Origin of the sequence: Nocardioides sp. Arc9.136, assembly GCF_030506255.1 — a bacterium.
Taxonomy (GTDB): Bacteria; Actinomycetota; Actinomycetes; order Propionibacteriales; family Nocardioidaceae; genus Nocardioides.
Map to the genome: position 1 here is coordinate 3,960,518 of NZ_CP113431.1, position 25,012 is coordinate 3,985,529.

Annotated in this window: 23 protein-coding genes; 7 read left to right on the forward strand and 16 right to left on the reverse strand. The window is 74.1% G+C overall.

Annotation, left to right across the window (positions count from 1 at the left end; translation table 11 throughout):
• The first annotated feature begins 16 nt into the window (after positions 1-16).
• Positions 17-979, forward strand: coding sequence for a serine/threonine-protein kinase (locus OSR43_RS19140; RefSeq protein WP_302268371.1), 963 nt, complete (start codon positions 17-19; stop codon positions 977-979).
• A 95-nt stretch (positions 980-1,074) separates the two neighbouring features.
• Positions 1,075-2,214 carry a Glu/Leu/Phe/Val dehydrogenase gene (locus tag OSR43_RS19145; protein ID WP_302268372.1) on the forward strand — a complete coding sequence of 380 codons (1,140 nt, stop codon included), beginning with the start codon at positions 1,075-1,077 and terminating at the stop codon, positions 2,212-2,214.
• A gap of 78 nt (positions 2,215-2,292) precedes the next feature.
• On the opposite strand, the gene OSR43_RS19150 is transcribed toward OSR43_RS19145, so the two are convergent.
• The 3 genes from OSR43_RS19150 to purF all read right to left on the reverse strand — a co-directional run bounded on the left by OSR43_RS19150 (position 2,293) and on the right by purF (position 5,326).
• Positions 2,293-2,481: a DUF3073 domain-containing protein gene (locus OSR43_RS19150; protein ID WP_302268373.1), complete on the reverse strand. Its 189-nt coding sequence runs from the start codon at positions 2,479-2,481 to the stop codon at positions 2,293-2,295.
• 155 nt (positions 2,482-2,636) lie between these two features.
• Complete coding sequence (gene purM, locus OSR43_RS19155; RefSeq protein WP_302268374.1) at positions 2,637-3,761, reverse strand: phosphoribosylformylglycinamidine cyclo-ligase; 1,125 nt, start codon at positions 3,759-3,761, stop codon at positions 2,637-2,639.
• An 11-nt stretch (positions 3,762-3,772) separates the two neighbouring features.
• On the reverse strand, positions 3,773-5,326 hold the full coding sequence (gene purF / locus OSR43_RS19160; protein ID WP_302268375.1) for an amidophosphoribosyltransferase: 1,554 nt from the start codon (positions 5,324-5,326) through the stop codon (positions 3,773-3,775).
• A gap of 155 nt (positions 5,327-5,481) precedes the next feature.
• On the opposite strand from purF, the gene OSR43_RS19165 reads away from it, so the two are divergent.
• Positions 5,482-7,248 (forward strand): cell wall metabolism sensor histidine kinase WalK, encoded by a 1,767-nt coding sequence (locus OSR43_RS19165; protein ID WP_302268377.1) that lies wholly within the window; start codon positions 5,482-5,484, stop codon positions 7,246-7,248.
• A 2-nt stretch (positions 7,249-7,250) separates the two neighbouring features.
• On the opposite strand, the gene OSR43_RS19170 is transcribed toward OSR43_RS19165, so the two are convergent.
• The 5 genes from OSR43_RS19170 to OSR43_RS19190 form a co-directional block, all read right to left on the reverse strand.
• Positions 7,251-7,739 (reverse strand): (2Fe-2S)-binding protein, encoded by a 489-nt coding sequence (locus OSR43_RS19170; RefSeq protein ID WP_302268378.1) that lies wholly within the window; start codon positions 7,737-7,739, stop codon positions 7,251-7,253.
• A 10-nt stretch (positions 7,740-7,749) separates the two neighbouring features.
• A complete protein-coding gene (locus tag OSR43_RS19175) occupies positions 7,750-10,098 on the reverse strand; it encodes a molybdopterin cofactor-binding domain-containing protein (RefSeq protein ID WP_302268379.1) in 2,349 nt (782 codons plus the stop codon).
• Positions 10,099-10,244: 146 nt separating this feature from the next.
• The gene (locus OSR43_RS19180; protein WP_302268380.1) at positions 10,245-11,417 is read right to left on the reverse strand and encodes a CdaR family transcriptional regulator; all 1,173 of its coding nucleotides are present in this window, start codon (positions 11,415-11,417) and stop codon (positions 10,245-10,247) included.
• Positions 11,414-12,775, reverse strand: a complete 1,362-nt coding sequence (locus tag OSR43_RS19185) for a dipeptidase (RefSeq protein ID WP_302268381.1) — start codon at positions 12,773-12,775, stop codon at positions 11,414-11,416. The genes OSR43_RS19180 and OSR43_RS19185 overlap by 4 nt, the downstream gene beginning before the upstream one ends.
• Before the next feature lie 15 nt (positions 12,776-12,790).
• Entirely contained in the window at positions 12,791-13,171 is a 381-nt protein-coding gene (locus OSR43_RS19190) for a sterol carrier family protein (RefSeq protein WP_302268382.1), read from the reverse strand.
• A gap of 56 nt (positions 13,172-13,227) precedes the next feature.
• Here OSR43_RS19190 and OSR43_RS19195 point away from each other — a divergent pair, with 56 nt between their 5' ends.
• Positions 13,228-14,064, forward strand: a complete 837-nt coding sequence (locus OSR43_RS19195) for a DNA-formamidopyrimidine glycosylase family protein (protein ID WP_302268384.1) — start codon at positions 13,228-13,230, stop codon at positions 14,062-14,064.
• Here the strand turns inward: OSR43_RS19195 and OSR43_RS19200 are convergent.
• Positions 14,061-14,483 (reverse strand): SDR family NAD(P)-dependent oxidoreductase, encoded by a 423-nt coding sequence (locus OSR43_RS19200; protein ID WP_302268385.1) that lies wholly within the window; start codon positions 14,481-14,483, stop codon positions 14,061-14,063. The two genes, OSR43_RS19195 and OSR43_RS19200, sit on opposite strands and share 4 nt — an antisense overlap.
• A gap of 121 nt (positions 14,484-14,604) precedes the next feature.
• On the opposite strand from OSR43_RS19200, the gene OSR43_RS19205 reads away from it, so the two are divergent.
• Complete coding sequence (locus tag OSR43_RS19205) at positions 14,605-16,242, forward strand: M20/M25/M40 family metallo-hydrolase (RefSeq protein WP_302268386.1); 1,638 nt, start codon at positions 14,605-14,607, stop codon at positions 16,240-16,242.
• 46 nt (positions 16,243-16,288) lie between these two features.
• Here the strand turns inward: OSR43_RS19205 and OSR43_RS19210 are convergent, their stop codons facing one another.
• From OSR43_RS19210 to OSR43_RS19225, 4 genes are all read right to left on the reverse strand, one after another.
• The gene (locus tag OSR43_RS19210; protein ID WP_302268387.1) at positions 16,289-17,056 is read right to left on the reverse strand and encodes a S9 family peptidase; all 768 of its coding nucleotides are present in this window, start codon (positions 17,054-17,056) and stop codon (positions 16,289-16,291) included.
• A gap of 95 nt (positions 17,057-17,151) precedes the next feature.
• Complete coding sequence (arfB, locus tag OSR43_RS19215; RefSeq protein ID WP_302268388.1) at positions 17,152-17,577, reverse strand: alternative ribosome rescue aminoacyl-tRNA hydrolase ArfB; 426 nt, start codon at positions 17,575-17,577, stop codon at positions 17,152-17,154.
• Between the two features lie 16 nt (positions 17,578-17,593).
• Positions 17,594-19,861: a phosphoribosylformylglycinamidine synthase subunit PurL gene (gene purL / locus OSR43_RS19220; protein WP_302268389.1), complete on the reverse strand. Its 2,268-nt coding sequence runs from the start codon at positions 19,859-19,861 to the stop codon at positions 17,594-17,596.
• 44 nt (positions 19,862-19,905) lie between these two features.
• Positions 19,906-20,454: a TetR/AcrR family transcriptional regulator gene (locus OSR43_RS19225; protein ID WP_302268390.1), complete on the reverse strand. Its 549-nt coding sequence runs from the start codon at positions 20,452-20,454 to the stop codon at positions 19,906-19,908.
• Positions 20,455-20,574: 120 nt separating this feature from the next.
• Between OSR43_RS19225 and OSR43_RS19230 the strand changes: the two genes are divergently transcribed.
• A complete protein-coding gene (locus tag OSR43_RS19230) occupies positions 20,575-22,017 on the forward strand; it encodes an MFS transporter (RefSeq protein ID WP_302268391.1) in 1,443 nt (480 codons plus the stop codon).
• A 160-nt stretch (positions 22,018-22,177) separates the two neighbouring features.
• Positions 22,178-23,587, forward strand: coding sequence for a glycoside hydrolase domain-containing protein (locus OSR43_RS19235; RefSeq protein ID WP_302268392.1), 1,410 nt, complete (start codon positions 22,178-22,180; stop codon positions 23,585-23,587).
• 38 nt (positions 23,588-23,625) lie between these two features.
• On the opposite strand, the gene OSR43_RS19240 is transcribed toward OSR43_RS19235, so the two are convergent.
• The 3 genes from OSR43_RS19240 to purS are packed head-to-tail and all read right to left on the reverse strand — an operon-like array spanning position 23,626 to position 25,003.
• Positions 23,626-24,084, reverse strand: coding sequence for a DUF3817 domain-containing protein (locus tag OSR43_RS19240; protein ID WP_302268393.1), 459 nt, complete (start codon positions 24,082-24,084; stop codon positions 23,626-23,628).
• Positions 24,081-24,755: a phosphoribosylformylglycinamidine synthase subunit PurQ gene (purQ, locus tag OSR43_RS19245; RefSeq protein WP_302268394.1), complete on the reverse strand. Its 675-nt coding sequence runs from the start codon at positions 24,753-24,755 to the stop codon at positions 24,081-24,083. Before purQ ends, OSR43_RS19240 begins: the two co-directional genes overlap by 4 nt.
• Entirely contained in the window at positions 24,752-25,003 is a 252-nt protein-coding gene (gene purS / locus OSR43_RS19250) for a phosphoribosylformylglycinamidine synthase subunit PurS (RefSeq protein ID WP_302268395.1), read from the reverse strand. Before purS ends, purQ begins: the two co-directional genes overlap by 4 nt.
• Between the last annotated feature and the right edge of the window lie 9 nt (positions 25,004-25,012).

Genomic DNA, 25,012 nt, shown 5'->3' on the forward strand with positions numbered 1-25,012 from the left:
TGGGACGATACGACGCATGCCCCTGCCCGAGCGCCTCGGCCGACTCCGGCGCGTCGAGCGGCTGGGCGTCGGCGGCTTCGCGACGGTCTGGCTCTACCACGACGCCGAGCTGGACTCCGACGTCGCGGTGAAGGCGCTGGCCGAGAACTGGGCGCAGCGGCTCGACGTCCGCGAGCGGTTCCTCGAGGAGGCGCGGATCCTCCGGCGCGCCGACAGCGACCACGTGGTCCGCGTCCACGACATCGGCGAGGCCGACGGGACGCCGTACTTCGTGATGACGCACGCCGACCTCGGCTCCCTGGCCACCCTGCTCGAGCCGGGCCGCCCGCTGCCGCCCGGCCGGGTCCTCGACCTGGTCGAGCAGGCCGCCGACGGGCTCGGCGTGCTCCATGACCTCGGCGTCGTGCACCGCGACGTCAAGCCGCAGAACCTGCTGCTGCGCAGCGGCGGCAGTGCCGGCGACCGGCTCCTCGTGGCCGACCTCGGCGTGGCCAAGGCGATGCTGCACGCCAGCGGGCTGACCCAGGTCGTGGGGACGCCGGCGTACATGGCGCCCGAGCAGGCCCTGGGCACCGGGGTCGACCGCCGCGCCGACGTCCACGCGCTGGCTGCCGTCGCCTACCAGATGCTCACCGGCGAGCTGGCCCGGACCGGCTCGGTCAGCTCGCGGGCCCACGCCGGACTCCCGGTCGCGCCGTCCGCCCTCGCCGACCTGCCGCCCGCCGCCGACGCGGTGCTGCTCGCCGCGCTCGACCCCGACCCGGAGCGGCGGCCCGCCGACGCGGCGACGTTCGTCGCCCGGCTGCGGCGGTCGCTGGCCGGCGACGCGACCGTGCTGCACACCACGGCCGGTCCGGCCGGGCCCGCGGCCGCCGCCGCGGACCGCCGCAGGTCCGCCGGTGCGACGGCGCTGCTCGCCCTCGTCGTCTTCGTCGCGACGTTCGCGGCGGCGTACGCCCTGGTGCGGCTGCTCGGCTGAGGGGCCCTAGGCTGGGTGTGACCCGCGCCACCCCTGCGGGTCAGCACACCCGTCGCCGCACCACCCCCGCGGCCGAGCAGAGAGCAGGCACACCCATGTCAGCGACCCCCCGCACCGCCGGGACCACCCCTCCACGCAGCGCCGCCGTCGATGTCTTCGAGCTCGGCGCCGAGCACGAGCAGGTCGTCTTCTGCAACGACCCGGCCACCGGTCTCCGCGCGATCGTCGCGATCCACTCCACCGCCCTCGGCCCGGCGCTGGGCGGCACCCGCTTCCACCCCTACGCCTCGACCGACGACGCGATCGCCGACGTGCTCGACCTCTCCCGCGGCATGTCCTACAAGGCCGCGCTGGCCGGGCTCGACCTCGGTGGCGGCAAGGCCGTGATCATCGGTGACCCCGCCACCACGAAGTCCGAGGCCCTGCTGCGCGCCTACGGCCGGTTCGTCCAGTCCCTGGCCGGGCGCTACTACACCGCCTGCGACGTCGGCACCTACAGCGAGGACATGGACCACGTCGCGCGGGAGTGCTCCTTCGTCACCGGGCGGACGCTCGCCCACGGCGGCGCGGGCGACAGCTCGGTGCTCACGGCGTACGGCGTGTTCCAGGGCATGCGCGCTGCGGCGGAGCACGCCTGGGGCAGCACCTCGCTGGAGGGCCGCACCGTCGGCGTGGCCGGGGTCGGCAAGGTCGGGCGCCACCTCGTGCGCCACCTGGTCTCCGACGGCGCGCGCGTCGTCGTCACCGACGTCCACGCGCCCGCGGTCGAGCGGGTGCTCGCCGAGCACGCAGCCGGGACCGGGCCCGCTCCGGTGCGCGCCGTGGGGTCGACGGCCGAGCTGCTCGGCGAGCCGCTCGACGTCTACGCGCCGTGCGCGCTTGGCCGCGCGCTTACCGACGACGTCGTCGACGTGCTCTCGGCCCGGGTCGTGTGCGGCGCCGCGAACAACCAGCTCGCCCACCCCGGGGTGGACAAGGCGCTGCTGGACCGCGGCATCGTCTACGCGCCCGACTACTGCGTGAACGCCGGCGGCCTGGTCCAGGTCGCCGACGAGCTCGAGGGCTTCTCCTTCGACCGTGCCGAGCAGCGCGCGGCACGCATCTACGACACCACCCGCGCCGTCCTGGAGACGGCGGCCGCGGAGGGGGTCTCCCCCGCGGTCGCCGCGGACCGGCTCGCCGAGCGCCGCATGCGCGACGTCGGCCGACTGCGAGGCATCTGGCTGGGTCGCTGACCCGCCCGGAACAGCCTCGTCACGCATCGACCCGGTCGTCCGGCCCCTGGGACAGGGGCCGGACGGCCGGGTCAGTGGTCAGTCGCGCCGGGGCTCGACGACGTCGGCCCACTTCTCGAGGATCTCCGGATCCACCTCGGCCTCCTGGTGGTCGGTCTCCCCGCCGTGCAGCTCCTGCGCCAGCTTCCCGAAGTCCGTCTCGTGAGTCCGGTACTTCAGGTCGCGGGCGACCTTCGTCTGCTTAGCCTTCGCTCGGCCGCGCCCCATAGGGTCAGCCCCCTCGCAACTTGGCCGGGGCACAGTGGCACCCGGGCTGTCCTCAGAAATTCTCCGTGGCGCCAACGCTACCTGTTGCGTGGTTGTTCCCGCACGTCCGGGTAGGAAGTCGCTGCGCGCGTCGCCGTCGGGGCGCGCCCCGGCGGCTACCAGCCGGGGTGCTGGCCGGTCAGGTGCACGCTGCCACCGGCCTGGGACGCGGTGTGGCCGGCCGTTCCGGCCTCCCGGACCTCCCCGGCGACCCAGGCACGGACGCCGTGCCCGGCGAGCACCCGCACGGCCTCGTCCACGTCCGCGGCGGGCAGCAGGGCGACCATGCCGACCCCGCAGTTGAGCGTGGCCTCCAGGTCCGCCTGCGGCACGTCGCCGACCCGGCGGACCAGGTCGAAGACCGGCTGCGGGGTCCACGTCCCGCGGTCGATCGTGGCGGTCAGCTCCACCGGCATCACCCGCTCGAGGTTCGCGGCCAGGCCACCGCCGGTGACGTGCGACATCGCGTGCACGCCGGTGCGGTCGGCCAGCTCGAGGCAGGCCTTGGCGTAGATCCGGGTCGGGGTGAGCAGCTCCTCGCCGAGGGACCGGCCGAGCTCGGGCACGTTGCGGTCCAGCGACCAGCCGGCGCCGCCGTCCTCCGGCGAGCCGAGCAGGACGTGGCGGACCAGGGAGTAGCCGTTGGAGTGCAGGCCGCTGGCCGCCATGGCCAGCACCACGTCGCCGGGGCGGACCCGTCCCGGGCCCAGCAGCCGGTCGGCCTCCACGACGCCCGTGGTGGCGCCGGCGACGTCGTACTCGTCGGGGGCGAGCAGGCCGGGGTGCTCGGCGGTCTCGCCGCCCACGAGCGCGCAGCCGGCCACCTGGCACGCCTCGGCGATGCCCTTGACGATCGCGGCGATCCGCTCCGGGACGACCCGGCCGGTGGCGATGTAGTCGGTCATGAACAGCGGCTCGGCACCGCACACGACGAGGTCGTCGACGACCATGCCGACCAGGTCGAAGCCGATGGTGTCGTGCACGTCCATCGCCTGGGCGATCGCGACCTTGGTGCCGACGCCGTCGGTCGACGTGGCGAGCAGCGGCCGGGTGTAGCGGGTCAGCGCGGAGGCGTCGAAGAGGCCCGCGAACCCGCCGAGCCCGCCGATGACCTCGGGCCGGGTGGCCTTGGCGACCCAGCCCTTCATCAGCTCGATGGCGGTGTCGGCCGCCTCGATGTCGACGCCGGCCTCGGCGTAGGCGTTCTTCCGCTGCGGGACGGGGGGCTGGGCGTCGGTCACCGGGCTGATCCTCAGGGGTTGTTGAGCACGGGCAGCGCCTTGCCCATGGTGGGGGACTTCAAGGTGGCCTCGAGCAGGTGCTTCCCGAGCAGCGACTCGTCGGGCAGCTCGACGGGGTACTCGCCGGTGAAGCACGCCTGGCACAGGGCCTTCGCCGGCTGGCCGGTGGCCTCGACCATGCCCTCGAGGGAGATGTAGCCGAGGCTGTCGGCACCCACGCTCGCGGCGATCTCGTCGACCTCGAGGCCGTTGGCGATCAGCTCGGCGCGGGTGGCGAAGTCGATGCCGTAGAAGCACGGCCACTTCACCGGCGGGCTGGAGATCCGCACGTGCACCTCGAGCGCGCCGGCCTCGCGGAGCATCCGCACCTGCGCGCGCTGGGTGTTGCCGCGGACGATCGAGTCGTCGACCACGACGATGCGCTTGCCGCGGATCATGTGCTCCAGCGCGTTGAGCTTGAGCCGGATGCCGAGCTGGCGCAGCGTCTGGCTGGGCTGGATGAACGTGCGCCCGACGTAGGCGTTCTTGACGAAGCCCTGGCCGAAGGGGATGCCGCTCTCCTGGGCGTAGCCGGACGCCGCGGGCGTGCCCGACTCGGGCACCGGCATGACCAGGTCGGCCTCGACCGGGAACTCCCGGGCCAGGCGACGACCCATCTCGACGCGTGCCTCGTGGACGTTGCGGCCGCTGATGGTGGCGTCGGGGCGGGCGAGGTAGACGTACTCGAAGACGCAGCCCTTGCGCTCGGGCTCGGCGAACCGGTGCGAGCGCAGGCCCTGGTCGTCGATGACGAGCATCTCGCCGGGCTCGACCTCGCGCACCACGCTGGCGCCGATGGTCGCCAGCGCGGCGTCCTCCGAGGCGACCACCCAGCCGCGGTCGAGGCGGCCCAGGACCAGCGGGCGGATGCCCTGCGGGTCGCGCGCGGCGTACAGCGTGTTCTCGTTCATCCACACGAAGCAGAAGGCGCCGCGCAGCGTGGGCAGCACCTCCAGGGCGCGCTGCTCGAGGGTGCTGTCGGGGTGGTGGGCGAGCAGGGCGGTCACCAGGCTGGTGTCGTTGGTGACCTCGCCGGCCGGGCGCGTGTGCAGCTCCAGCTCGTCGTCGGGCCCGGGCAGGTCGTCGACCATGCCGCGCAGCTCGTGGGTGTTGATCAGGTTGCCGTTGTGGCCCAGCGCGATCGAGCCGTCGGCCGTCGGGCGGAACGTCGGCTGCGCGTTCTCCCACGTGCTCGCGCCGGTCGTGGAGTAGCGCGAGTGGCCGATCGCGACGTGGCCCTTGAGGGAGTCCAGCGTGGTCTCGTCGAAGACCTGCGAGACCAGGCCCATGTCCTTGTAGACCAGGATCTGGCGGCCGTTGCTGACCGCGATCCCGGCGGACTCCTGGCCGCGGTGCTGGAGCGCGTAGAGACCGAAGTACGTCAGCTTCGCGACGTCCTCGCCCGGGGCCCAGACCCCGAAGACGCCGCAGGCGTCCTGCGGTCCGGCCTCCTGCGGGTCCAGCGCGGTCGTCAGCCGGCCGTCTCCGCCCCTGCGCGAGCTGCCAGTGCTGCTGAGGTAGGGCACGGCCCGATCGTAGCGGCGCGGCGCGGCACCGCCCGATTCCCGGCCGGTCCCGACCGATCGGCGGACGCATGCCACCGGGGCTGCGTATCGTGGCGGTGCTCACTGCGCCCCACCCGCCAGCTCCGCGCCGCCCCCTCCCCCTCGACTGGAGCCCGATGACGAACCCCGCGACCGCCGCCACCCGGCCGGGTCCCTCGGGGTTGTCGCCGGAGGCCCAGGAGTCGCTGCAGCTGATCGCGGAGGGCATCACCGCGGTCGCCGGGTTCGGCGTGGCCGCAATCGGGCTCGTGCGCGACGAGCACCTGGAGATGGTGGCGGTCGCCGGCAGCCCGCAGGCCCGCGGCGAGCTCACCGGCCGTCGTACCCCCCTGCACCTGCTGACCACCGAGCTCGAGGTCGCCGACGACTGGGGCCTGCTGAAGTTCGTCCCCCACGAGCGGCTCCGCTCCGACGTCGAGACCTGGGCGTGGGTGCCGCAGATCGAGGTGTCCGACGACGCCGAGGCCTGGCACCCGCTCGACATGCTCACCGCCCCCCTGCTCGACGACGACGGCGCCATGCGCGGCCTGGTCTCCATCGACGTCCCCGACGACGGTCGGCGTCCCGGCCCGACCCGCCGCCGGCTCCTGGAGCGGTACGCCGCGCAGGCCTCGCGCGCGGTGCTGCGCGAGCTGGAGCGCGAGGAGCTCGCCGAGCAGGTCCGGCTCGCCGAGACGGCCCGCAAGGTGGTCCGCCGCGCGTCGCGGCAGCGCTCGCTGGCCCGCATCCTCGACGAGTCCAGCGAGGCCCTCGTCGAGGGGTTCCGCGCCCTGGGGATGTGGATCCAGACCTTCGACGAGGACGGCCTCGGCAGCGGCACGGTCCACGCCCTCGACGGGACCGAGGTGGAGCTGTCCGCCGGCATCGTCGAGATCGCCGAGCGCTCGGCCCGGCTCGCCTGGGCCGCCCAGCGCACGGTCGTGGTGGCGCGCGGCCGGCTGGAGGACGGCCTGAGCGAGGACGAGCGCGAGCAGGTGGTCGACCTGCTCGACAGCATCGACGTCGGCTCGATCCTCTTCGTGCCCCTCGGCGTCGGTCCCGAGTGCCTCGGCAACCTGGTGCTCACCCGGCCGCACGGCGGTGCGTGGTGGTCCGACACCGAGGCCGACGCGGCCCTCGACATCGGCCGCGACCTCGGCACCGCGATCCTCAACCTCCGCGCCTTCGAGCGCGAGCACCGGCTGGTCCAGGAGCTCCAGGCGCTCGACCAGTACAAGGGCCAGCTGATCGCCACCGTCGCGCACGAGCTGAAGAACCCGCTGACGTCGATCGTCGGCTACCTGGAGATGCTCGAGGGCGAGGGGCTCGACCAGGGCGTCGAGCAGGCGCTCTCGGCGATGGACCGCGGCGCCCGCCGGATGGTCCGGGTGATCGACGACCTGCTGCTGCTCTCCAAAGTCGGCGACCCCGCGAACCCGGTCATCCCGCGCCCGGTCGACCTGCGCACCGTCGCCGCGGACGCGGTCGACCTCACCACGGTCGCCGCGCGGCAGCGCGACCTCGAGGTGCGCATCGACGCGCCGCCGTACCCCGTCCTGGCCAGCGGCGACCCCGACGAGCTCGACCGTGTCCTGTCGAACCTGGTCAGCAATGCCGTGAAGTACACCGAGCCCGGTCGCTCGGTCACCGTCGCCCTGGCCCGGGACGGCGACGAGGTGGTCGTCGAGTGCCGCGACGAGGGCTTCGGGATCAGCGCGGAGGACCAGGAGCGGCTGTTCACCGAGTTCTTCCGCTCGACCAACCCGGTCGCGGTCGCGCAGCCCGGCACGGGGCTCGGCCTGGCGATCGTCGCCCGGATCGTCGAGCGGCACGGCGGCCGGATCGAGGTCGAGTCCGAGCTCGGCCGGGGCAGCACGTTCCGCGTGCGGCTCCCCGCGGCCTGAGCTCAGCGCATCGCGCGGGCGCCCTTCTCGATCGCCTCGCGGATGCGGACGTAGGTGCCGCACCGGCAGATGTTGCGGATCGAGTCGAGGTCCTTCTCCGAGATCTCCCGGCCCTCGCGGCGCACCTTCTTGACCAGCGCGACGGCCGCCATGATCTGGCCGGGCTGGCAGTAGCCGCACTGCGCGACGTCCAGCTCGAGCCACGCCTCCTGCATCGGGTGCAGGTCCCGGCCCTTGGCCCCCACGGTGGCGGGCAGGCCCTCGATGGTGGTGACCTTGTCGGTCCTCCCCAGGTCGCCGACCCGGACCGAGCACGGGTTGAACGCCTTGCCGTTGATGTGGCTGGTGCACGCCTTGCACACGTTGATGCCGCAGCCGTACTTCGGGCCGGTGACGCCGAGGAGGTCGCGGAGCACCCACAGGACTCGGACGTCGTCGTGGACGTCCACGGTGACGGGCTTGCCGTTCAGGATGAAGGTCTGCTTGGGCACGGCGAGCTCCTCAGTAGGTCTTCTTGAGGCCGTTGGTCGGCGAGGGCGGCATCGAGGGGACGTAGGACTTCGGCTTGAACCGCACCTGCCCGTGGTTGATCGGGAAGCGGGTCGGCAGCGTGCCGGTCGCGCGGGCGTACGCGCAGGCGACGGCGGCCGCCGACGAGCCGACCGCGGCCTCGCCCACGCCGCCGGGGGTGTCGGAGCCGGACTCGACGATGTGGACCTCGACGCCCTCGGGCGGGACGTTCCACTGCCGCGTGTAGAAGTAGTTGTCCCAGCTGCCCTCGAGGAAGCGTCCGTCGCGCAGGTGGTTGCTCGCGCTGAGCGTCATGGCCAGGCCGTCCATGAACCCGCCCTGCATCTGGGCCTCGACACCGCGCGGGTTGATGACCAGGCCGCAGTCGACGGCGATGACCGCCTTGGTGACGCGCGGGCCGGTGTAGGTCTCCTTGCCGAGGTCGCGGTCGACGGTCCGCGGGCGGCAGTCGATCTCGACGAGGACGGCGGTGGCGCCCTTGTACTCCTTGTGCAGCGCGACGCCCTGGGCCGTGCCCGCCGGCATCCTGCGCCCCCAGCGCCCCTCCTGCTTGACCTTCTCCAGCACCGCCCGGACCCGCTTGTTCTTCACGTGGTCCAGCCGGAACTGCACCGGGTCCTTGCCGGCCCGCTGCGCCAGCTGGTCGATGGTCAGCTCGGCGGCGACGCAGACGTCCGGGGAGTAGATGTTGCGCATCGAGCCGGTGGAGAACTTGTCCTCGAACTCCAGCGGCTCGTTGAGCAGCTGGGTGACGACGCCGAAGTTGTACGGGAGCTCCTGGGTCAGGCTGAAGATCGTCTCCGCGAAGCCCAGCCCGCCGAGCCCCGTGGGCAGCTCGTCGGCCAGCGAGGTGATCATCTCGCCGAGGCCGTGGCTGAAGTCGGTCGTGACGCTGGTGTGCCGCTGCTCGAAGCTGAGCACCTGGCCGGCGAGCACGGTCGCCCGGACGCGCGACGTCGCCATCGGGTGCAGCCGGCCCTGCCGGGGCTCGTCGACGCGGTGCCACATCAGCTTGACCGGCACCCCCATCGCCTTCGACACCTTCGCGGCCTCGATCGCGTGGTCGCCGAAGAGCTTGTGGCCGAAGGACCCGCCGCCGGTGACGACGTTGACCTCCACCTGGTCGGGCCGCAGGCCGGTGGCCGCGGCGATGTTCCCCTGGGCGACGATCGGCGCCTTGAGGCCGGCCCAGACCTCGGCGCGGTCCTTGCGGACGTCGGCGATCGCGGCGTACGGCTCGAGGGCCGCGCTGGACCGGAACATGAACTCGAAGCGGGTGTCGACCTGCTCGGCCAGCAGCGGCACCTCCGGCACGACCATCGGCAGCTCCTGGGTCTTGAGCTTGGCCAGGATCGTCTGGTCGGACTCGCCGCTGACCGTGCCGGGGTTCCAGTCGACCTCCAGGGCGCGCACGCCGTCGATGCACTGGCCGAACGTCCGCGCCCGGACCGCGACGCCGGTGTCGACCATCGCCACGTGGGTGACGCCGGGCATCCGGCGCACCTGGGCGGCGTTGCGGACCCGCCGCGGCGAGCCCTGGTGCTCCGGCGGGCGGCAGACCATCGTCGGCAGCGCACCGGGGACGTCGAGGTCGGTGGTGAACTTCTTCCTCCCGGTGACCGCGTCGCGGGCATCGGTGCGGTTCCGCGGCGTGCCGATGACCTGGTAGTCGGCCTTCGACTTCAGCAGCACCTCGACCGCCTCGACGACCTGGCTGGCCGCGGACGTCGCGAGGTCGCCGTACGTCACCGTGTTGCCGAGGGCGTCGCTGACCACGCCGCCGGTCGTGGTGAGCCGGTCGACGGTGGTGCCGAGCTGGACCGCCGCCGCGTCGAGCAGCCGGCGGCGGGCGACGGCGGCGGCCACCCGGATCGGCGTGAAGGTGGAGAACGTCGTGTTGGAGCCGCCGGTGAGCTGGTTGAACAGCAGCTCGGGGCGGGCCGGGGCGAGGGTCACCCGGACCTTCTCCACGGGCAGGTCGAGCTCGTCGGCGAGGATCATCGCCGTCGAGGTGACGATGCCCTGGCCGACCTCCATCCGCGGGAGCGCGAAGGACGCGGTGCCGTCCTGGTTGATCGCCACCGTGACCAGGTTGGCCGTCGGGAGCGCCGCGTCGGTCTGGAGGTCCTCGAGGTCGTAGAGCTCGGGCACCTGCGGGGGCGACGGGATCGCCGCGCCGGCGGGCGTGCGCGCCAGGCCGAGGTCGGCGGCCACCACCAGCGTCGTGCCGGCCATCACCCAGCCGAGGAAGCCGCGGCGCCCGAGCTCGGCTCGTGGTCCGCCGTTCCCGGCCTGGGGGTCGTGCTCGAGCGCGGTCATGCGTGGTCCTTCCCGAGAGGTCGCGAGACTTTACAACTGCGGCTCGCCTGTCGAACTGTGGCACGGGTGACCGCCGCCACACCATGCCTTCGTCGCCCACGATCCTCCGGATGGGTCTGTGCACTCCGCACACCCGGCCTCGGCGGCTACTGGGTGAGCCCCGCCCGGTGGGCGCGGAGCGCGAGCGCCAGCTCGACCGGCGGCACGACGTCGACGAGGTCGCGGCCGGTCAGCGCGGAGACGCGGCGGAGCCGGTTGAGGACGGTGTTGCGGTGGCAGTGCACCCGGGTCGCGGTGTGGGTGGCCGAGCCGCCCGTCGCGACCCATGCCTCCAGGGTCTTCAGCAGCGGGTCCGCCTCGCCGGGCGCGAGGGCCAGGAGCGGGCCGAGCCAGACCGCGACCAGCCGGCCGGCCACCTCCGGGGCGGTGAGCAGCAGCGCCTCGGGCAGCCGCTCGTCGAACGTCGCGAGCCCAGCTCCGCCGTCGAGGGTCCGCAGCGCGATCGAGGCCTGCCGGAAGCCGGTGCCGACGCCCGCGAGCCCGCGGACCACGACGGAGGCACCCAGCGCGCCGCCGACCGGGCGGAGCGCGTCGTGCACCTGCGCCGCGCCACCCGCACCGACCAGCACCAGTCCGACCACGCCGCCCGTGCGGCGTACCCAGCAGGAGCGGAGCGGCGCCAGCGCGGCGAGCAGCCGGTCGGTGTCCGGCCCGGTGCCGGTCACGACGAGCAGGTCGTCGCCCACCGGCAGGTCGAGGATGCGCGCTGCCTCGTGGGCGAAGCGGGGGTCCTGGGCCCGCCCGTGGAGCAGCCCCTCCCACAGCTCGGCGCGCAGCTGCTCGTCGGCGCGGACCGCGGCGCGCTCGGTGGCGTGGTACGCCGCGGCGACCTGCGCCGAGGTCTGGTCGACCACCTCCCACAGGCGGGTGCCGACGTCCCGCACCTCCGCCCCCGGCAGCGCCTCGCCGACGTGCTCGACGAGGTCCTCCCAGATCAGCCGGCCGCCGAGCCGGAAGGACCGCAGCACGTCGTCGAGGGGCAGGCCCTGCTCGCTGCGCCGGCGCCCGGTCACCCGCGCCGCGTCGTACGCCGGGTCCTCGGCGGGGTCGCGTGCGGGGTCGGCCCCGGGCTCGCCGAGCAGCTCCAGCACCCGGTCGACGTTGTCTCGGCAGGACCGCCGCAGGTCCTCGTGCGGGACCAGGCCGGACGTGCGGTAGCCGGGGTTGGCCGCCTCGATCGTCGCGACCAGGCGGTCGGTGAGGGCCTCCACCCGCGCTCGCCGGTGCTCGGCGAGGACGGCGCGGGTGTCGGCGATCACACCTCCAGGGTGCCCAACCGGGCCAGGAGCAGCGTCTCCGCGAGCACGACCCGCTCGAACTCGGCGAGGTGGAGGCCCTCGTTGGCGCCGTGCGCGCGGGTGTCGGGGTCCTCCACGCCGGTGACCAGGACGCTCGCCCGCGGGAACGCCTCGAGGAACTCGGCGATGAAGGGGATCGAGCCGCCGACGCCCATGTCGACCGGCGCCGTGCCGTCCCAGGCCTCGGTGAACGCCTCGCGCGCCGCGTCGTACGCCGGGCCGGTGGCGTCGATCTGGGTGGCCTCGCCGGTGTCGACGATCGTCACGTTCAGCTCCGCGCCCCACGGGACGTTCGCCTCGAGGTGCTCGCGGAGGCGGGCGACGGCGTTCTCGGTCGTGTCGCCGGGAGCGATCCGGAGGCTGATCTTGGCGCGGGCCGCGGGGACCAGCGTGTTGCTGGCGCCCTCCACCTTGGGCGCGTCCAGGCCGGTGATGGACAGGGCGGGCTTGGTCCAGAGGCGCTCGACGACCGAGCCGGTGCCGATCCACTGCACGCCCGCGACGGCGCCGGACTCGGCGCGCAGCCGCTCCTCGGGGTACTCCACGTCGGCCGCCGGGCCGCTGTGCAGGCCGGCGATCGCGACGTCGCCCGCGTCGTCGTGGAGGCTGGCGATGACGCGGGAGAGCGCGATGAGCGAGTCGGGCACGAGCCCGCCCCACATGCCGGAGTGCACCGCGTGGGTGAGCGTGCGGACCTCGACGTCGGCGCGCACCAGGCCGCGGAGGCTGGTGGTGAGCGCGGGCTCGCCGATGTCCCAGTTGCCGGAGTCGGCGATGACGATGACGTCGGAGCGCAGCCGCTCCTGGTGCTCGCGCAGGAGCGCCGGCAGCGACTCCGAGCCGACCTCCTCCTCGCCCTCGATGAACATCGTGACGCTCACCGGCAGGTCGTCGCCGAAGACGCGCAGCGCACCCAGGTGGGCGGCGATGCCGGCCTTGTCGTCCGCCGCGCCGCGTGCGTAGAGCCGGCCGTCGCGCTCGGTCGGCTCGAACGGCGGGGAGTCCCAGTCGGCGTGGTCGTTCTCCGGCTGGACGTCGTGGTGGGCGTAGAGCAGCACCGTCGGCGCGCCCTCCGGCCCGGGCTTGTGGGCGATCACCGCGGGGGCGCCGCCCTCGGCGGTGACGATGTCGACGGTCGGGAACCCCTCGGCGCGGAACAGCTCGGCGACCGCCTCGGCGCTGCGCTGCACCTCGCCCGCACGGGCCGGGTCGGCGCTCACGGACTCGATCCGGACGAGGTCCTCGAGGTCGGCCCTCAGCCCGGGCAGGACGTCGGTGACCTTGGTGCGGAGCTCGTCGGTGGAAGGGCGGTTCGTCATGCCGCCCACGCTAGGTCAAGGCACGGTCCGGTGCAGCGGCAGGTACGGCGACAGGTCGGCCCGCTCCCCGCTCGCCCGGACCCGGCCGGCCGCCTCGGCCTCGTGCCAGGTCAGCTGCCCGGTCGCCAGCGCGATGATCGTCGCGGCATCGGTCTCGACGACCGCCGGCGGGGTGCCGCGGGTGTGCCGCACCCCCGGCACGACCTGGACCGCGGCGTACGGCGGCACGCGCACCTCGACGGAGTGGCCGGGCGCCCGGGTCTCCAGCAGCGCGAGGTAGTGCTTGACGAGCAGCCGCAGGTCGCCCTTCTCGCCCTTCCCGGCGGCGTCGGCACGGACCCGCCCGAGGGCGGCGGAGACGTCGGCGGGGTCGGCGGGGCGCAGGCGTGCGGGCACGGACCGAGGATAGTTTCCGCCGCGACGGGCTTGCCCGGGCCGGGGAGGATGGGTCCGTGCCGGAGGGGGACAGCGTCTTCAAGCTCGCGCGGCGGCTGGACCGCCCGCTGAAGGGGCGCACGGTCACCCGCAGCGACCTGCGCGTCCCGCGGCTCGCGACGCGCGACCTCGCCGGCCGCGTCGTCCTCGAGCACGCGACGCACGGCAAGCACCTGCTGACCCGGTTCAGCGGCGGGGCCACCCTGCACACCCACCTGCTGATGGACGGCTCCTGGTCGGTCACCGGCCCGGGCAAGCAGCTCCCCCGCCGGCTGATGCCCGACGTGCGGATCGTGCTCGCCACCGACGCCGGCCACACGGCGTACGGCCTGAGGCTGCACGAGATGGAGCTCGTCGAGACCTCCCGCGAGCACGAGCTGGTGGGCCACCTCGGCCCCGACCCGCTGCGCGAGGACTGGGACGCCGAGGAGGCGGTACGCCGCCTGGCCGCCGAGCCCGCCGTGCCGCTCGTCTCGGCGCTGCTCGACCAGCGCAAGGTCGCCGGGTGGGGCAACCTGTGGGCCAACGAGCTGGCCTTCCTCCTCGGCCGCAGCCCGTGGACCCCGGTGGGCGAGGTCGACGTCGAGCGGCTGGTCGCCCTGGGCGCCAAGGCGCTGCGGCACTCCGCGACCGTCGAGGGCGCCTACCAGGTCACCACCGGCATCGGCCGCAAGGGCGAGTCGCACTGGGTCTCCGGCCGGGCCGGGCGGCCGTGCCTGCGGTGCGGCACGACCGTCGAGGTGGTCCCTGAGCTCCCCAACGACCCCGCCAACCGGCGTACCTGGTGGTGCCCGCACTGCCAGCCCGGCCCCGGCCCGGAGACCCGCGTGGCGACCTCGGTGGCGTCCGCCTAGAGCAGGACGACCGCGCCCGGCTCGGCGTCGCGCAGCAGCCCCAGCACCGCCGCGGCGGTGCGGTCCACGTCGAGGTCGCGCGGACCGGGGACCAGCACCGGGTCGGCCAGCAGGTCCCGCCCCAGGGCGAGCGCCGCCCGGGCGCCCAGGCCGGTGGTGACGAGCAGGTCGGCCCCGCCGAGGTCGCGCGCACGACCGGCGACCAGCGCGGCGTCGGTCCCGCCGACCGACGGGTCCGCCTGCAGCGACCACCCCGACACCCGGCGCTGCCGGACAGCGGCGGCCGTCGCCTCCGCGGAGGCGGCGTCGGGATCCACCACCAGCACGCCGGAGCCGGAGCGGGCCAGCCGCAGGCACACCTCGTGCCCGACGCCGACCCCGCCGCCCACGACGACGCCCAGCCTCCACCGCAGCAGCATCCGCCCAGGCTAGGCGCGGGTCGGCAAAGTCGGCGCCGGAACCCTTGTGGACCCACGCGGCGCAGTCCTAGGTTGACCGCCTCGCGCGCCGCCGGCGCGCCCGTCTCTCGGGAGATCCCCTGTGAGCAGAAACCGCACCACCCGCCGTGTGGCGGGCCCCCTGGCCGGCCTCGCCGGCGCGGCCGTGCTCGCGGCCGCCACCCTGCCCGGCTCCACCGCCACCGCGTCCCCCGACGCGCCGGCCCAGCAGTCCGCCCGCCAGACCGCCGCGAAGACCGCCCCGAAGGCCTCCCCCGAGGACCGGGTGGCCGCGCTGGTGAAGTCCGTGGACGGGCCCGGCGTGCGCAAGCACCTCGTCGCCCTCGAGCGGATCGGCGACAAGCACGGCAGCCGCGCGTCGGGCACCCCCGGCTACCGCGCGTCGAAGAACTACGTCGTCAAACAGCTGCGGAAGGCCGGCTACCACCCGCAGGTCCAGTCCTTCGACTTCTCCTACTTCGAGGTCACCGCCCCGCCGGTGCTGCAGCGCACCGCCCCGGAGCCGGCGACGTTCGTGGAGGGCACCGACTTCGACATCCTGGAGTACTCCGGGTCGGGTGACGTGACCGGGACCGTCGAGGGCGTCGACCTCGCCCTGGACGACATCGAGAACTCCACCAGCGGCTGCGAGGCCGCCGACTTCGCCGGCTTCACCGCCGGGAACATCGCGCTGGTCCGCCGTGGCACCTGCGACTTCTCCGTCAAGGTCGTCAACGCCCAGGACGCCGGCGCCAGCGCCGTCGTGCTGATGAACCAGGGCAACGGCGAGGACCGCAGTGGACCCTTCATCGGCACCCTGGGCGGCCCGGTCGGCACCGTGCCGGCCGTCACCACCACCTTCGCGCTCGGCCGCGACCTCGAGGGCGACACCGTCCGGGTCTCCACCTCCACCGAGTCCGAGACCCGCACCACCTGGAACGTCACCGCCGAGACCCAGCGCGGCCGCCAGGGGAACGTCGTGATGGCCGGCGCCCACCTCGACAGCGTCGTCGAGGGCAACGGCATCAACGACAACGGCACCGGCAGCGCCGCGCTGCTCCACGTCGCCGAGAAGCTGGCCCAGAAGATCAAGGCCCCCCGGAACCAGGTGCGGTTCGCCTGGTGGGGCGCGGAGGAGTCGGGCCTCCTCGGCGCGGAGCACTACGTCAGCGAGCTCGCCACGGAGAACCCGCGCGCGCTGCGCGACATCGCGCTCTACCTCAACTTCGACATGGTGGGCTCCCCGAACTACGCCCTGTTCGTCTACGACGGCGACAACTCCGCCTTCCCGGCCGGCGACGACGCCGCGGAGGCCCCGAAGGGGTCGGCGCAGATCGAGCGGGCCTTCCGGACGTTCTTCCGCAGCCGTGACCTGGCCACCCGGCCGACCGCCTTCGACGGCCGCAGCGACTACGGCCCGTTCATCGCCGAGGGCATCCCCGCGGGCGGCCTGTTCACCGGCGCCGAGGGCATCAAGACCAAGGCCGAGGCGCGGCTGTTCGGCGGCAAGGCCGGCGTCGCGTACGACGAGTGCTACCACCAGGCGTGCGACGACCTGTCGAACGTCAGCATGAAGGCGGTGCGCATCAACACCAAGGCGATCGCCTCGCTGGTCGGCACCTACGCGTTCAGCACGAAGTCGGTCAACGGCCGGGCCACCGGCCACGACCGGCGCAACGCCACCACCCCGCTCGCGCACGACCACGGGCACGGGGCCGGGACGGTGACCGCCACCCGCTGAGCACCGTCCGCGCACGACCTGGACGGGCCGGCGCCGGGCCCCGCGCTCAGCCCAGCCCGTCCAGAACCCCGACGACCTCGGCCCAAGCCGGGCCCTCGGGGTCGATGACGACGAAGTGGTCGCCGTCGACGGCCACCAGCTCGGCCCGCGCACCGGCGGCGGTCGCGGCGGCGACGTACTCCTCGGACTGGTTCACGGGGACGACGTCGTCGTCGCGGCCGTGCACGCACCACACCGGCACGTCGAGGGGCAGCTGCTGCTGCGGGTCGTACGCCGCCTCCACCGCGTCGGGGTCGGCCGGGATGCCGAGCAGGTCGGGCACCGCCGTCTGGCCGACCCCCTCCCGGACCGCCCGGCGCAGGTCGAGCACGCCGGCCTGGGAGACCACGCCGGTGAGCTCGACGCCACCGGCCCACCTCGGGTCGCGGGTCCGCGAGGCGGCCCACGCGGCGAGGTGGCCGCCCGCGGAGTGCCCGACGGCCACGACCGTCGTCAGGTCCAGCCCCAGGTCGGCGTCGCCCAGCACGTCGATCGCGGCGGCCACGTCGTCGAAGGTCTCGGGTGATCCCCCGCCCCCGCCCCCGCCGGTCCCCGGGCCGACCCGGCGGTACTCGATGTTCCAGGCCGCCCAGCCGCGTGCGGCCAGGTCGTCGGCCAGCGGGGTGCCGAGGGAGAAGTCGTACTGGGCGCGCCAGAAGCCGCCGTGCACCACGACCACCACCCCGCGCGGGTCGCCCGCGGGCAGGTGCAGCTCGCCCACCTGCGAGGCGTCGTCGCCGTAGGCGATGCGTCGCCTCGTCGGTGCTCCGGTCACGGGTCCGTCCTTCCTCGGTGGCTCGCCGCCACAGGCGGCCAGGGTGCCGATACCCAAGCCCGAGAGCAGCAGCCGTCGACCGACCCGCACCGGCCTCACTCGAAGCGCCCCTGCCGGCCGCGCTTGGTCTCCCCGCGCCGCTTCTTCTCGGCGATCCGCCGCTCCTTCGAGCCGCGGGTGGGGCGGGTGGGGCGCCGGGTCGGCGGGGGCGGGGCGCAGGCGTCACGGAGCACGGAGGCCATTCGTTCCCGCGCCGCCCTCCGATTGGCCAGCTGGGTGCGGTGCTCGCTCGCGGCGATCGTCAGCACGCCGCCGACGAGGCGCCCCGCCAGCCGTGCGAGCACCCGCTCGCGCAGGTGCTCGGGGAGCGACGGCGACCCGGCGACGTCGTAGGACAGCTCGACCCGGCTGTCGGCGGTGTTGACGCCCTGCCCACCGGGGCCCGACGAGCGGGAGAACCGCTCCGAGAGCTCGGCGTCCGGGACGGTCCACCGCCCGGTGACCACCAGGTCGTCGGGCACGTCGCCGGACCGGCGATCAGGCCAGCGCGGCGGGCAGCGTCGCCATCCAGGCCGACCGCAGCTCCAGCAGCGGCACCTCGAAGGCGCCCTCGCCGGCAGCCTCGACGACGAGCGCGTCGCCGCCGGTGGTCCCCAGCTCGGTGAGCGGCACGCCGTGGCGCGCGGCGAGGTCGCGCAGGCGGTCGGCGTCGCCGGCCGGCACGGTGACCACGACGCGGGCGGCCGACTCGGCGAACAGCCCGACGAACGCGTCGCCGGGGACCGTCACGCGGGCACCGACCATGTTCCGCATCGCGGCCTCGGCGAGGGTCTGCGCGAGCCCGCCGTCGGCGACGTCGTGCGCGCTGGTGAGCAGCCCGACGCCCTCGTGCAGCAGGGCCGCGAGCGCCTTCTCGGCAGCGAGGTCGACCCGCGGCGGGAGCCCGCCGAGGTGGCCGTGCACGACGTTCGCCCACTCCGAGCCGGAGAGCTCCTCGCGGGTCTCGCCGAGCAGGAAGACGCTCTCGCCGGGCGCGGACCACGCCGACGGGGTGCGCCGGGTGACGTCCTCGACGACACCGAGCACCGCCACGACGGGGGTCGGCAGGATCGCCGTCTCGCCGGTCTGGTTGTAGAGGCTGACGTTGCCGCCGGTGACCGGGATGCCGAGCTCGGCACACCCGTCCTTGAGCCCGCGGCAGGCCTCGGCGAACTGCCACATGACCGCCGGGTCCTCCGGCGAGCCGAAGTTGAGGCAGTCGGAGATCGCGAGCGGCACGGCGCCGCCGGTCGCCACGTTGCGGTAGGACTCGGCCAGCGCGAGCTGCGCGCCGGTGTACGGGTCCAGCTTGGCGAAGCGTCCGTTGCAGTCGGTCGAGACGGCGACGCCGAGGTTGCTCTCCTCGTCGACGCGCACCATGCCGCTGTCGGAGGGCTGGGCGAGCACGGTGTTGCCGCGGACGTAGCGGTCGTACTGGTCGGTGATCCACGACTTGTCGCAGAGGTTCGGGCTGGCGACCAGGCGCAGCAGCGTCTCGCGGAGCTCCTGGCCGGTCGCCGGGCGCGGGAGGTCCTCGGCGCGGTCGGCCTGGAGCCCGTCCTGCCACGAGGGGCGGGCGAGGGGACGCTGGTAGGTCGGGCCCTCGTGCGCGACCGAGCGCGGCGGCACGTCGACGACGCGCTGGCCGTGCCAGTCGACGTGGAGGCGACCGGTGTCGGTGACCTCGCCGATGACGGTGGCGTCGACCTCCCACTTCGCGCAGATCGCGAGGAACGCCTCGACGTCGTCCGGCTCGACGACCGCCATCATCCGCTCCTGCGACTCGCTCATGAGGATCTCCTCCGGCGAGAGCGTGGAGTCGCGCAGCGGCACGAGGTCGAGGTCGACGTGCATGCCGCCATCGCCCGCGGAGGCCAGCTCGGAGGTCGCGCAGGACAGCCCGGCGCCGCCGAGGTCCTGGATGCCGGCGACGAGGCCGGCGGCGAAGATCTCGAGCGTGCACTCGATGAGGAGCTTCTCCATGAACGGGTCGCCCACCTGGACGGCCGGCCGCTTCGCCGGGCCGGAGCCCCCGTCCTCGGACTCCGTGAAGGTCTCGCTCGCGAGCACGCTCACGCCGCCGATGCCGTCGCCGCCGGTCCGCGCGCCGTACAGCACGACCTTGTTGCCGACGCCGCTCGCCTTGGCCAGGTGCAGGTCCTCGTGGCGGAGCACGCCGACGCAGAGCGCGTTGACCAGCGGGTTGCCGAGGTAGGTGGGGTCGAAGACCGCCTCCCCGCCGATGTTGGGCAGGCCCAGGCAGTTGCCGTAGCCGCCGACGCCGGCGACGATCCCGGGCAGGACCCGCTGGGTGTCGTCGGCGTCCAGCGGACCGAACCGGAGCGGGTCCATCACCGCGACCGGACGGGCGCCCATGGCGAGGATGTCGCGGACGATGCCGCCGACGCCGGTCGCCGCGCCCTGGTAGGGCTCGACGTACGACGGGTGGTTGTGGCTCTCGACCTTGAACGTCACCGCGTAGCCCTGGCCGATGTCGATGACGCCGGCGTTCTCGCCGATGCCGGCGAGGGTCTTGCCCAGCGGGGTCTCCTGCGGCAGCTCGGAGAACTGCTTGAGGTGGACCTTGGAGGACTTGTAGGAGCAGTGCTCGCTCCACATGACCGAGTACATCGCCAGCTCCGAGCTCGTCGGACGGCGACCGAGGATCTCGCGGATCCGGTCGTACTCGTCGGCCTTGAGACCGAGATCGGCCCAGGGCTGGTCGCGGGCGGGGTCCTCGGCAGCAGCGGCCACGGTGTCCAGCACGGCGGCCAATCTACCGGCGCCGGGGCGGGCCGCCGTCCGCGGGCTCAGCGGAGGAGACCGTCGGCCAGCACCTCGAGCATGGGACGCACCTCGGCGGGCTCGAGCCCGCCCTGGTCGGCGACGGTCGCGACCCCGCCGACCAGGCGCGCGACCTGCAGGGCGGTGACGTCCTCACGCAGCGCACCGGCGGCGCGGAGCTCCTCGAGCACCCGGTCGACCGCCGAGCGCAGGACCTCGCACTTGGTGCGGATCGGGGACCGCTCGTCGCCCATCGCGCCGGTGAGCTTGGCCGGCCCGCCCTTGTGGACGCTGATCAGCGCGACGTACTCCTCGAACCAGGTCAGCAGCAGGGCGCGGTCGTCGCCGCGGACCGCCAGCGCGCGGCCCACGGCCTCCTCGACGGTGGCGACCCAGCTCTGCATGACCGCGTCCACGAGGGCGTCCCGGCTCGGGAAGTGCCGGTAGAGGGTGCCCGGCCCGACGCCGGCGCGCTTGGCGACGAGGTCGAGCGAGGCGTCGTACCCCTGCTCGCGGAACACCTCGCGCGCGACCTCGACGATCCGGTCGTAGTTGCGCTTCGCGTCGGCGCGCACGGGTCCTCCTGGCTGGGGCTTGCTAAACGGAGACAGTCTCCGTATTGTCGTGGAAGGAAGCGGAGTCATCCTCCGGATCAACGGTACCTTGGTCCTCCGGGCCAGAACAGGACCTCCTCCATGTCGTCCACCACCACCTCCACCACCCAGCCCGTCGACCAGCGCGTCGACCAGCGCGTCGGCCTGCCCGTCGACCTGCCCGAGAACGCGGGCCGCGCCGCCGCGGCCATCGCGCTGGTGCTCACCGCCCAGCTGATGCTCATCCTCGACACCACCGTCGTGAACGTCGCCCTGCCGCACATCGGCGACGACCTCGCCTTCGGCCCGGCCTCGCTGTCGTGGGTGCTCAACGCCTACACCCTCGCCTTCGGCGGGCTCCTGCTGCTCGGCGGCCGGCTCGGGGACGTCCTGGGCCGCCGCCGGATGTTCGAGTCCGGGCTCGCCGTCTTCACCGCCGCCTCGCTCCTCGGCGGGCTCGCCACCGACCCCGCCGTGCTCGTCGGCGCCCGCGCGCTCCAGGGCGTCGGAGCCGCGCTGGCGGCCCCCAGCGTCCTGGCCCTGCTGACCACGAGCGCCCCCGACGAGGCGGCGCGCAACCGCGCCCTCGCGCTCTTCGGCGCGGTCACCTCCGGCGGGATGTCGGTCGGGCTCCTGCTCGGCGGCTTCCTCACCGACGTGGGCTCCTGGCGCTGGACGCTCTTCATCAACATCCCGATCGGCCTCGCCGTGCTCGCCCTCACCCGCCGCTACCTCGACGAGACCGCACGCCGCCCCGGCCGCTTCGACGTGCTCGGCGCCGTCCTGGCCACCACGGGCGCCGTCGCGGTCGTGTGGTCGCTCATCGGCGCCCCCGAGCACGGCTGGACGTCGGGCCGCACGATCGGCGGCCTCGTCGCGGGCGTCGGGGCGCTGGTGGCGCTCGTGCTCACCGAGCAGCGCGTCGCGCACCCGATCCTGCGGCTCGAGCTGCTCCGCGAACGGCGACGCGTCGGGGCCCTCGGCGTGATGATGCCGGTCTTCGGCGCCCAGCTGGCGCTGTTCTTCCTCGTCCCGCAGCTGGTCGAGGGCGAGCTGGGCTACAGCCCGGTGATGACCGGCGTGGCGTTCCTGCCCCTGAGCCTGTCGATCTTCGCGATGTCCCGGGTCAGCCCGCGACTGCTCGTCCGCCTCGGCGCGCGCCCGATGATGGTCCTCGGCACCCTGGGGCTGGCCGGCTCCTTCGCCTGGCTCAGCACCGTCTCGGCCGGCGACTCCTACGCCGCGTCCCTGCTGGGGCCGCTGGTGCTCAACGGGCTGAGCGCCGCGCTGGTCTTCATGCCGGTCACCTCGACCGTCCTCGGCGGAGTCGCGCCGGAGCACGCGGGCGCCGCCTCGGGGCTGCTGCAGACCAGCCAGCAGCTGGGCGGCGCGGTCGGGTTCGCGGTCGTCGCGTCGGTGTACGCCGCCGGCGCGGTGCCCGGCGAGGTGCTGCCCGGCGCCGACACGGCGTTCCTCACCGCCGCCGGGTTCGGCCTGCTGGCGGCGGGGGCCGCGCTGGCGCTGGTGCGGCACGCACGCGCCTGACGCCGCAGATCCTGCGGACCTCGCGGGCCCGTCGGGCGCCTCCTCCGGGTGGCGACCGGCGGGCCCGAAGTACACCCGTGTAGTTCCTTCGAACGCCTGTGACGGGTGTGACTGCTGTGGTTATGGTGAGGCGCCTTCCCCGACCTTGGAGCCTGCCACCATGCGCCGCCGTACCTCTGCCGTCCTCTCCGCCGCCCTCGCGGGCGCCGTCCTCCTCGGAGCGCAGACCGCCCGAGCCGAGGAGCCCTCCGCCGCCACCCAGCGCACGGACCAGTCCTCGGGGCAGGTCGCGGGACAGGTCGCGGCGAGGAAGGCGAACGTCGTGACGCCCGGTGACTTCACCGGCTACGGCTTCGACCAGTGCCTGGCCCCCGAGCAGTGGAAGATGAACCGCTGGCTCAAGCACTCGCCGTTCCTGGCGGTCGGCATCTACATCGCCGGCGACTCCCGTGCCTGCCGCTCCCAGCCGAACCTCACCCCGGCCTGGGTCACCAAGCAGCTGGCCAAGGGCTGGCGCCTGCTGCCGATCACGCTCGGCCCGCAGGCGTCCTGCCAGCCGCGGTTCCCGCGCTACGACGACGACGTGAAGATCAGCGCCAAGCCCGGCGACAACGGCCGTTACTTCCAGGCGCGCCAGCAGGGCAGCGCCGAGGCGGACTCCTCGGTGGCCGCGGCCACCGCGCTGGGCATGGCCAAGGGCAGCACGCTCTGGTACGACCTCGAGGGCTACGACAACGCCAACACCCACTGCCGCGAGTCCGCCCTGGCGTTCCTCTCCGCGTGGACCGACCGGCTCCACGAGCTCGGCTGGGTCTCCGGCGTCTACTCCAGCGCCGGCTCGGGCATCAAGGCGCTCGACGACGCCCGGGTGAACCGTCCGGGCGCCTACACGATGCCCGACGCCATCTGGATCGCCCGGTGGGACGGCGTCGCCAACACCTCCACCTCCTACGTCCGCGACGACGGGTGGCGGCCGGGCGGCCGCGTGAAGCAGTACCGCGGCGGCCACGACGAGACCTGGGGCGGGGTCCGGATCAACATCGACAGCAACTTCCTCGAGCTCGGCCGCGGCTCGGTCGCGCCGGCCGAGAAGCACTGCGGCGGTGTGCGGGTCTCCTACCCGACCTACGCCGCGCTGCGTCCGGCCACGGGCAGCCAGAAGGCCTCGGACCCCGGCCAGGTCAAGGCGCTCCAGTGCCTGCTCAAGGAGAAGGGCGGGTACGCCGGCGCCGTCGACGGCAGCCTGAACGCGCGCACGCTCGCGAGCATCCGCTCCTGGCAGACCGGCCACGGGTTCGCCGCCAAGGACCGGTTCACCAAGGCCAACTGGATGTCGCTCCACGCCGCCGGCAGCACGCCGGTCCTCAAGCGCGGCTCGGCCGGCGCCGACGTACGCCGCGTGCAGCGCGCGCTCAACGCGGCCAGCCCCCAGGCCAAGGTGGTCGTGACCGGCGTCTTCGACGCCCGTACCGACGCCGCCGTCCGCGCCTGGCAGAAGAAGGTCGACCTCACCGTCTCCGGCGTCGTCAACCCCGAGTCCTGGGCGGCGCTGCGCTCCGGCGTGCGCTGAGGCTGGTCGGCCGACATTTCACCGGCCGCTGCCTCGGGTCAGCCGCTGGCGGGCGGGCCGACGAGCAGCGCGAGGCCGGTGAGGGCGAGGACCGCGACGACGGCAGCGACCAGGCCGCGAGCCGGGTTGCGCAGCACCCAGGCGACGGGCCGCTCGACGCCGGCCGGGGTCGTCCCGGCCGAGCGCAGCCGCCAGGAGTCGGCGAGCATGCCGTGGCGGGCGGCGTACCGCTCGAACCACAGCGTCAGGAACGGCGGCACCGAGGAGGCCAGGCCCCCGACGAGCCGGCCCACGGACCAGCGCTGGTCGACGGCCACCACGACGGTGGTCACGCAGTAGGCGACGAACACGACGCCGTGCAGCATCCCGAAGACCCGGACGCCGAGCTCGGTGGTCTCGGTGACGTACTTGAGGAACATGCCGGCCAGCAGGCCGGCCCAGGTGACCGCCTCGGCGGTGGCGACGGTGCGGAAGAGGCGGTTCGGCGAGCCGATCACGCGAAGACCTCCGCGGCCAGCGTGGCGAGGGAGAAGAAGCCCAGTCCGTCGGTGCCGGTCCCGCACAGCTCCTCCACGGAGTGCTCGGGGTGGGGCATCAGGCCGACGACGTTGCCGCGCTCGTTGCGGATCCCGGCGATGTCGCGCAGGGAGCCGTTCGGGTTCTCGCCGAGGTAGCGGGCCACGACCTGGCCCTCGCCCTCGAGGCGGTCGAGCGTCTCGGTGTCGGCGACGAAGGAGCCCTCGCCGTTCTTGAGCGCGATGACCACCTCCTGGCCCTCGGTGTACGCCGCGGTCCAGGGCGTGCCGGTGTCCTCGATGCGCAGGCGCTGGTCGAGGCAGAGGAACTTCTGCCGCTGGTTGCGGATCAGCGCACCGGGCAGCAGGTGGGACTCGCACAGCACCTGGAAGCCGTTGCAGATGCCCAGCACCGGCATGCCGCGACCGGCGGCCTCGACCACCTCGGTCATGACCGGGGAGAAGCGGGAGATGGCGCCGCAGCGCAGGTAGTCGCCGTAGGAGAAGCCGCCCGGCAGGATGACCGCGTCGACCCCCTGCAGGTCGTGGTCGCCGTGCCACAGCGCCACGGCCTCGTGACCACCGAGGCGGACGGCGCGCTGGGCGTCGACGTCGTCGAGGGAGCCCGGGAAGGTGACGACGCCGACCTTCATGCGTCCTGCTCCACCCGCACCGCGAAGTTCTCGATGACCGGGTTGGACAGCAGGGTCTCGGCCATCCGGGTCACGTCGGCGAGCACCGCCTCGGTGACGTCCCCCTCGATCTCGAGCTCGAACCGCTTGCCCTGACGGACGTCGGCGACCCCGGCGAAGCCCAGCCGGGGCAGCGCTCCGAGGACCGCCTTGCCCTGCGGGTCGAGGATCTCGGGCTTGGGCATGACGTCGACGACGACTCGAGGCATGTCTCCAGT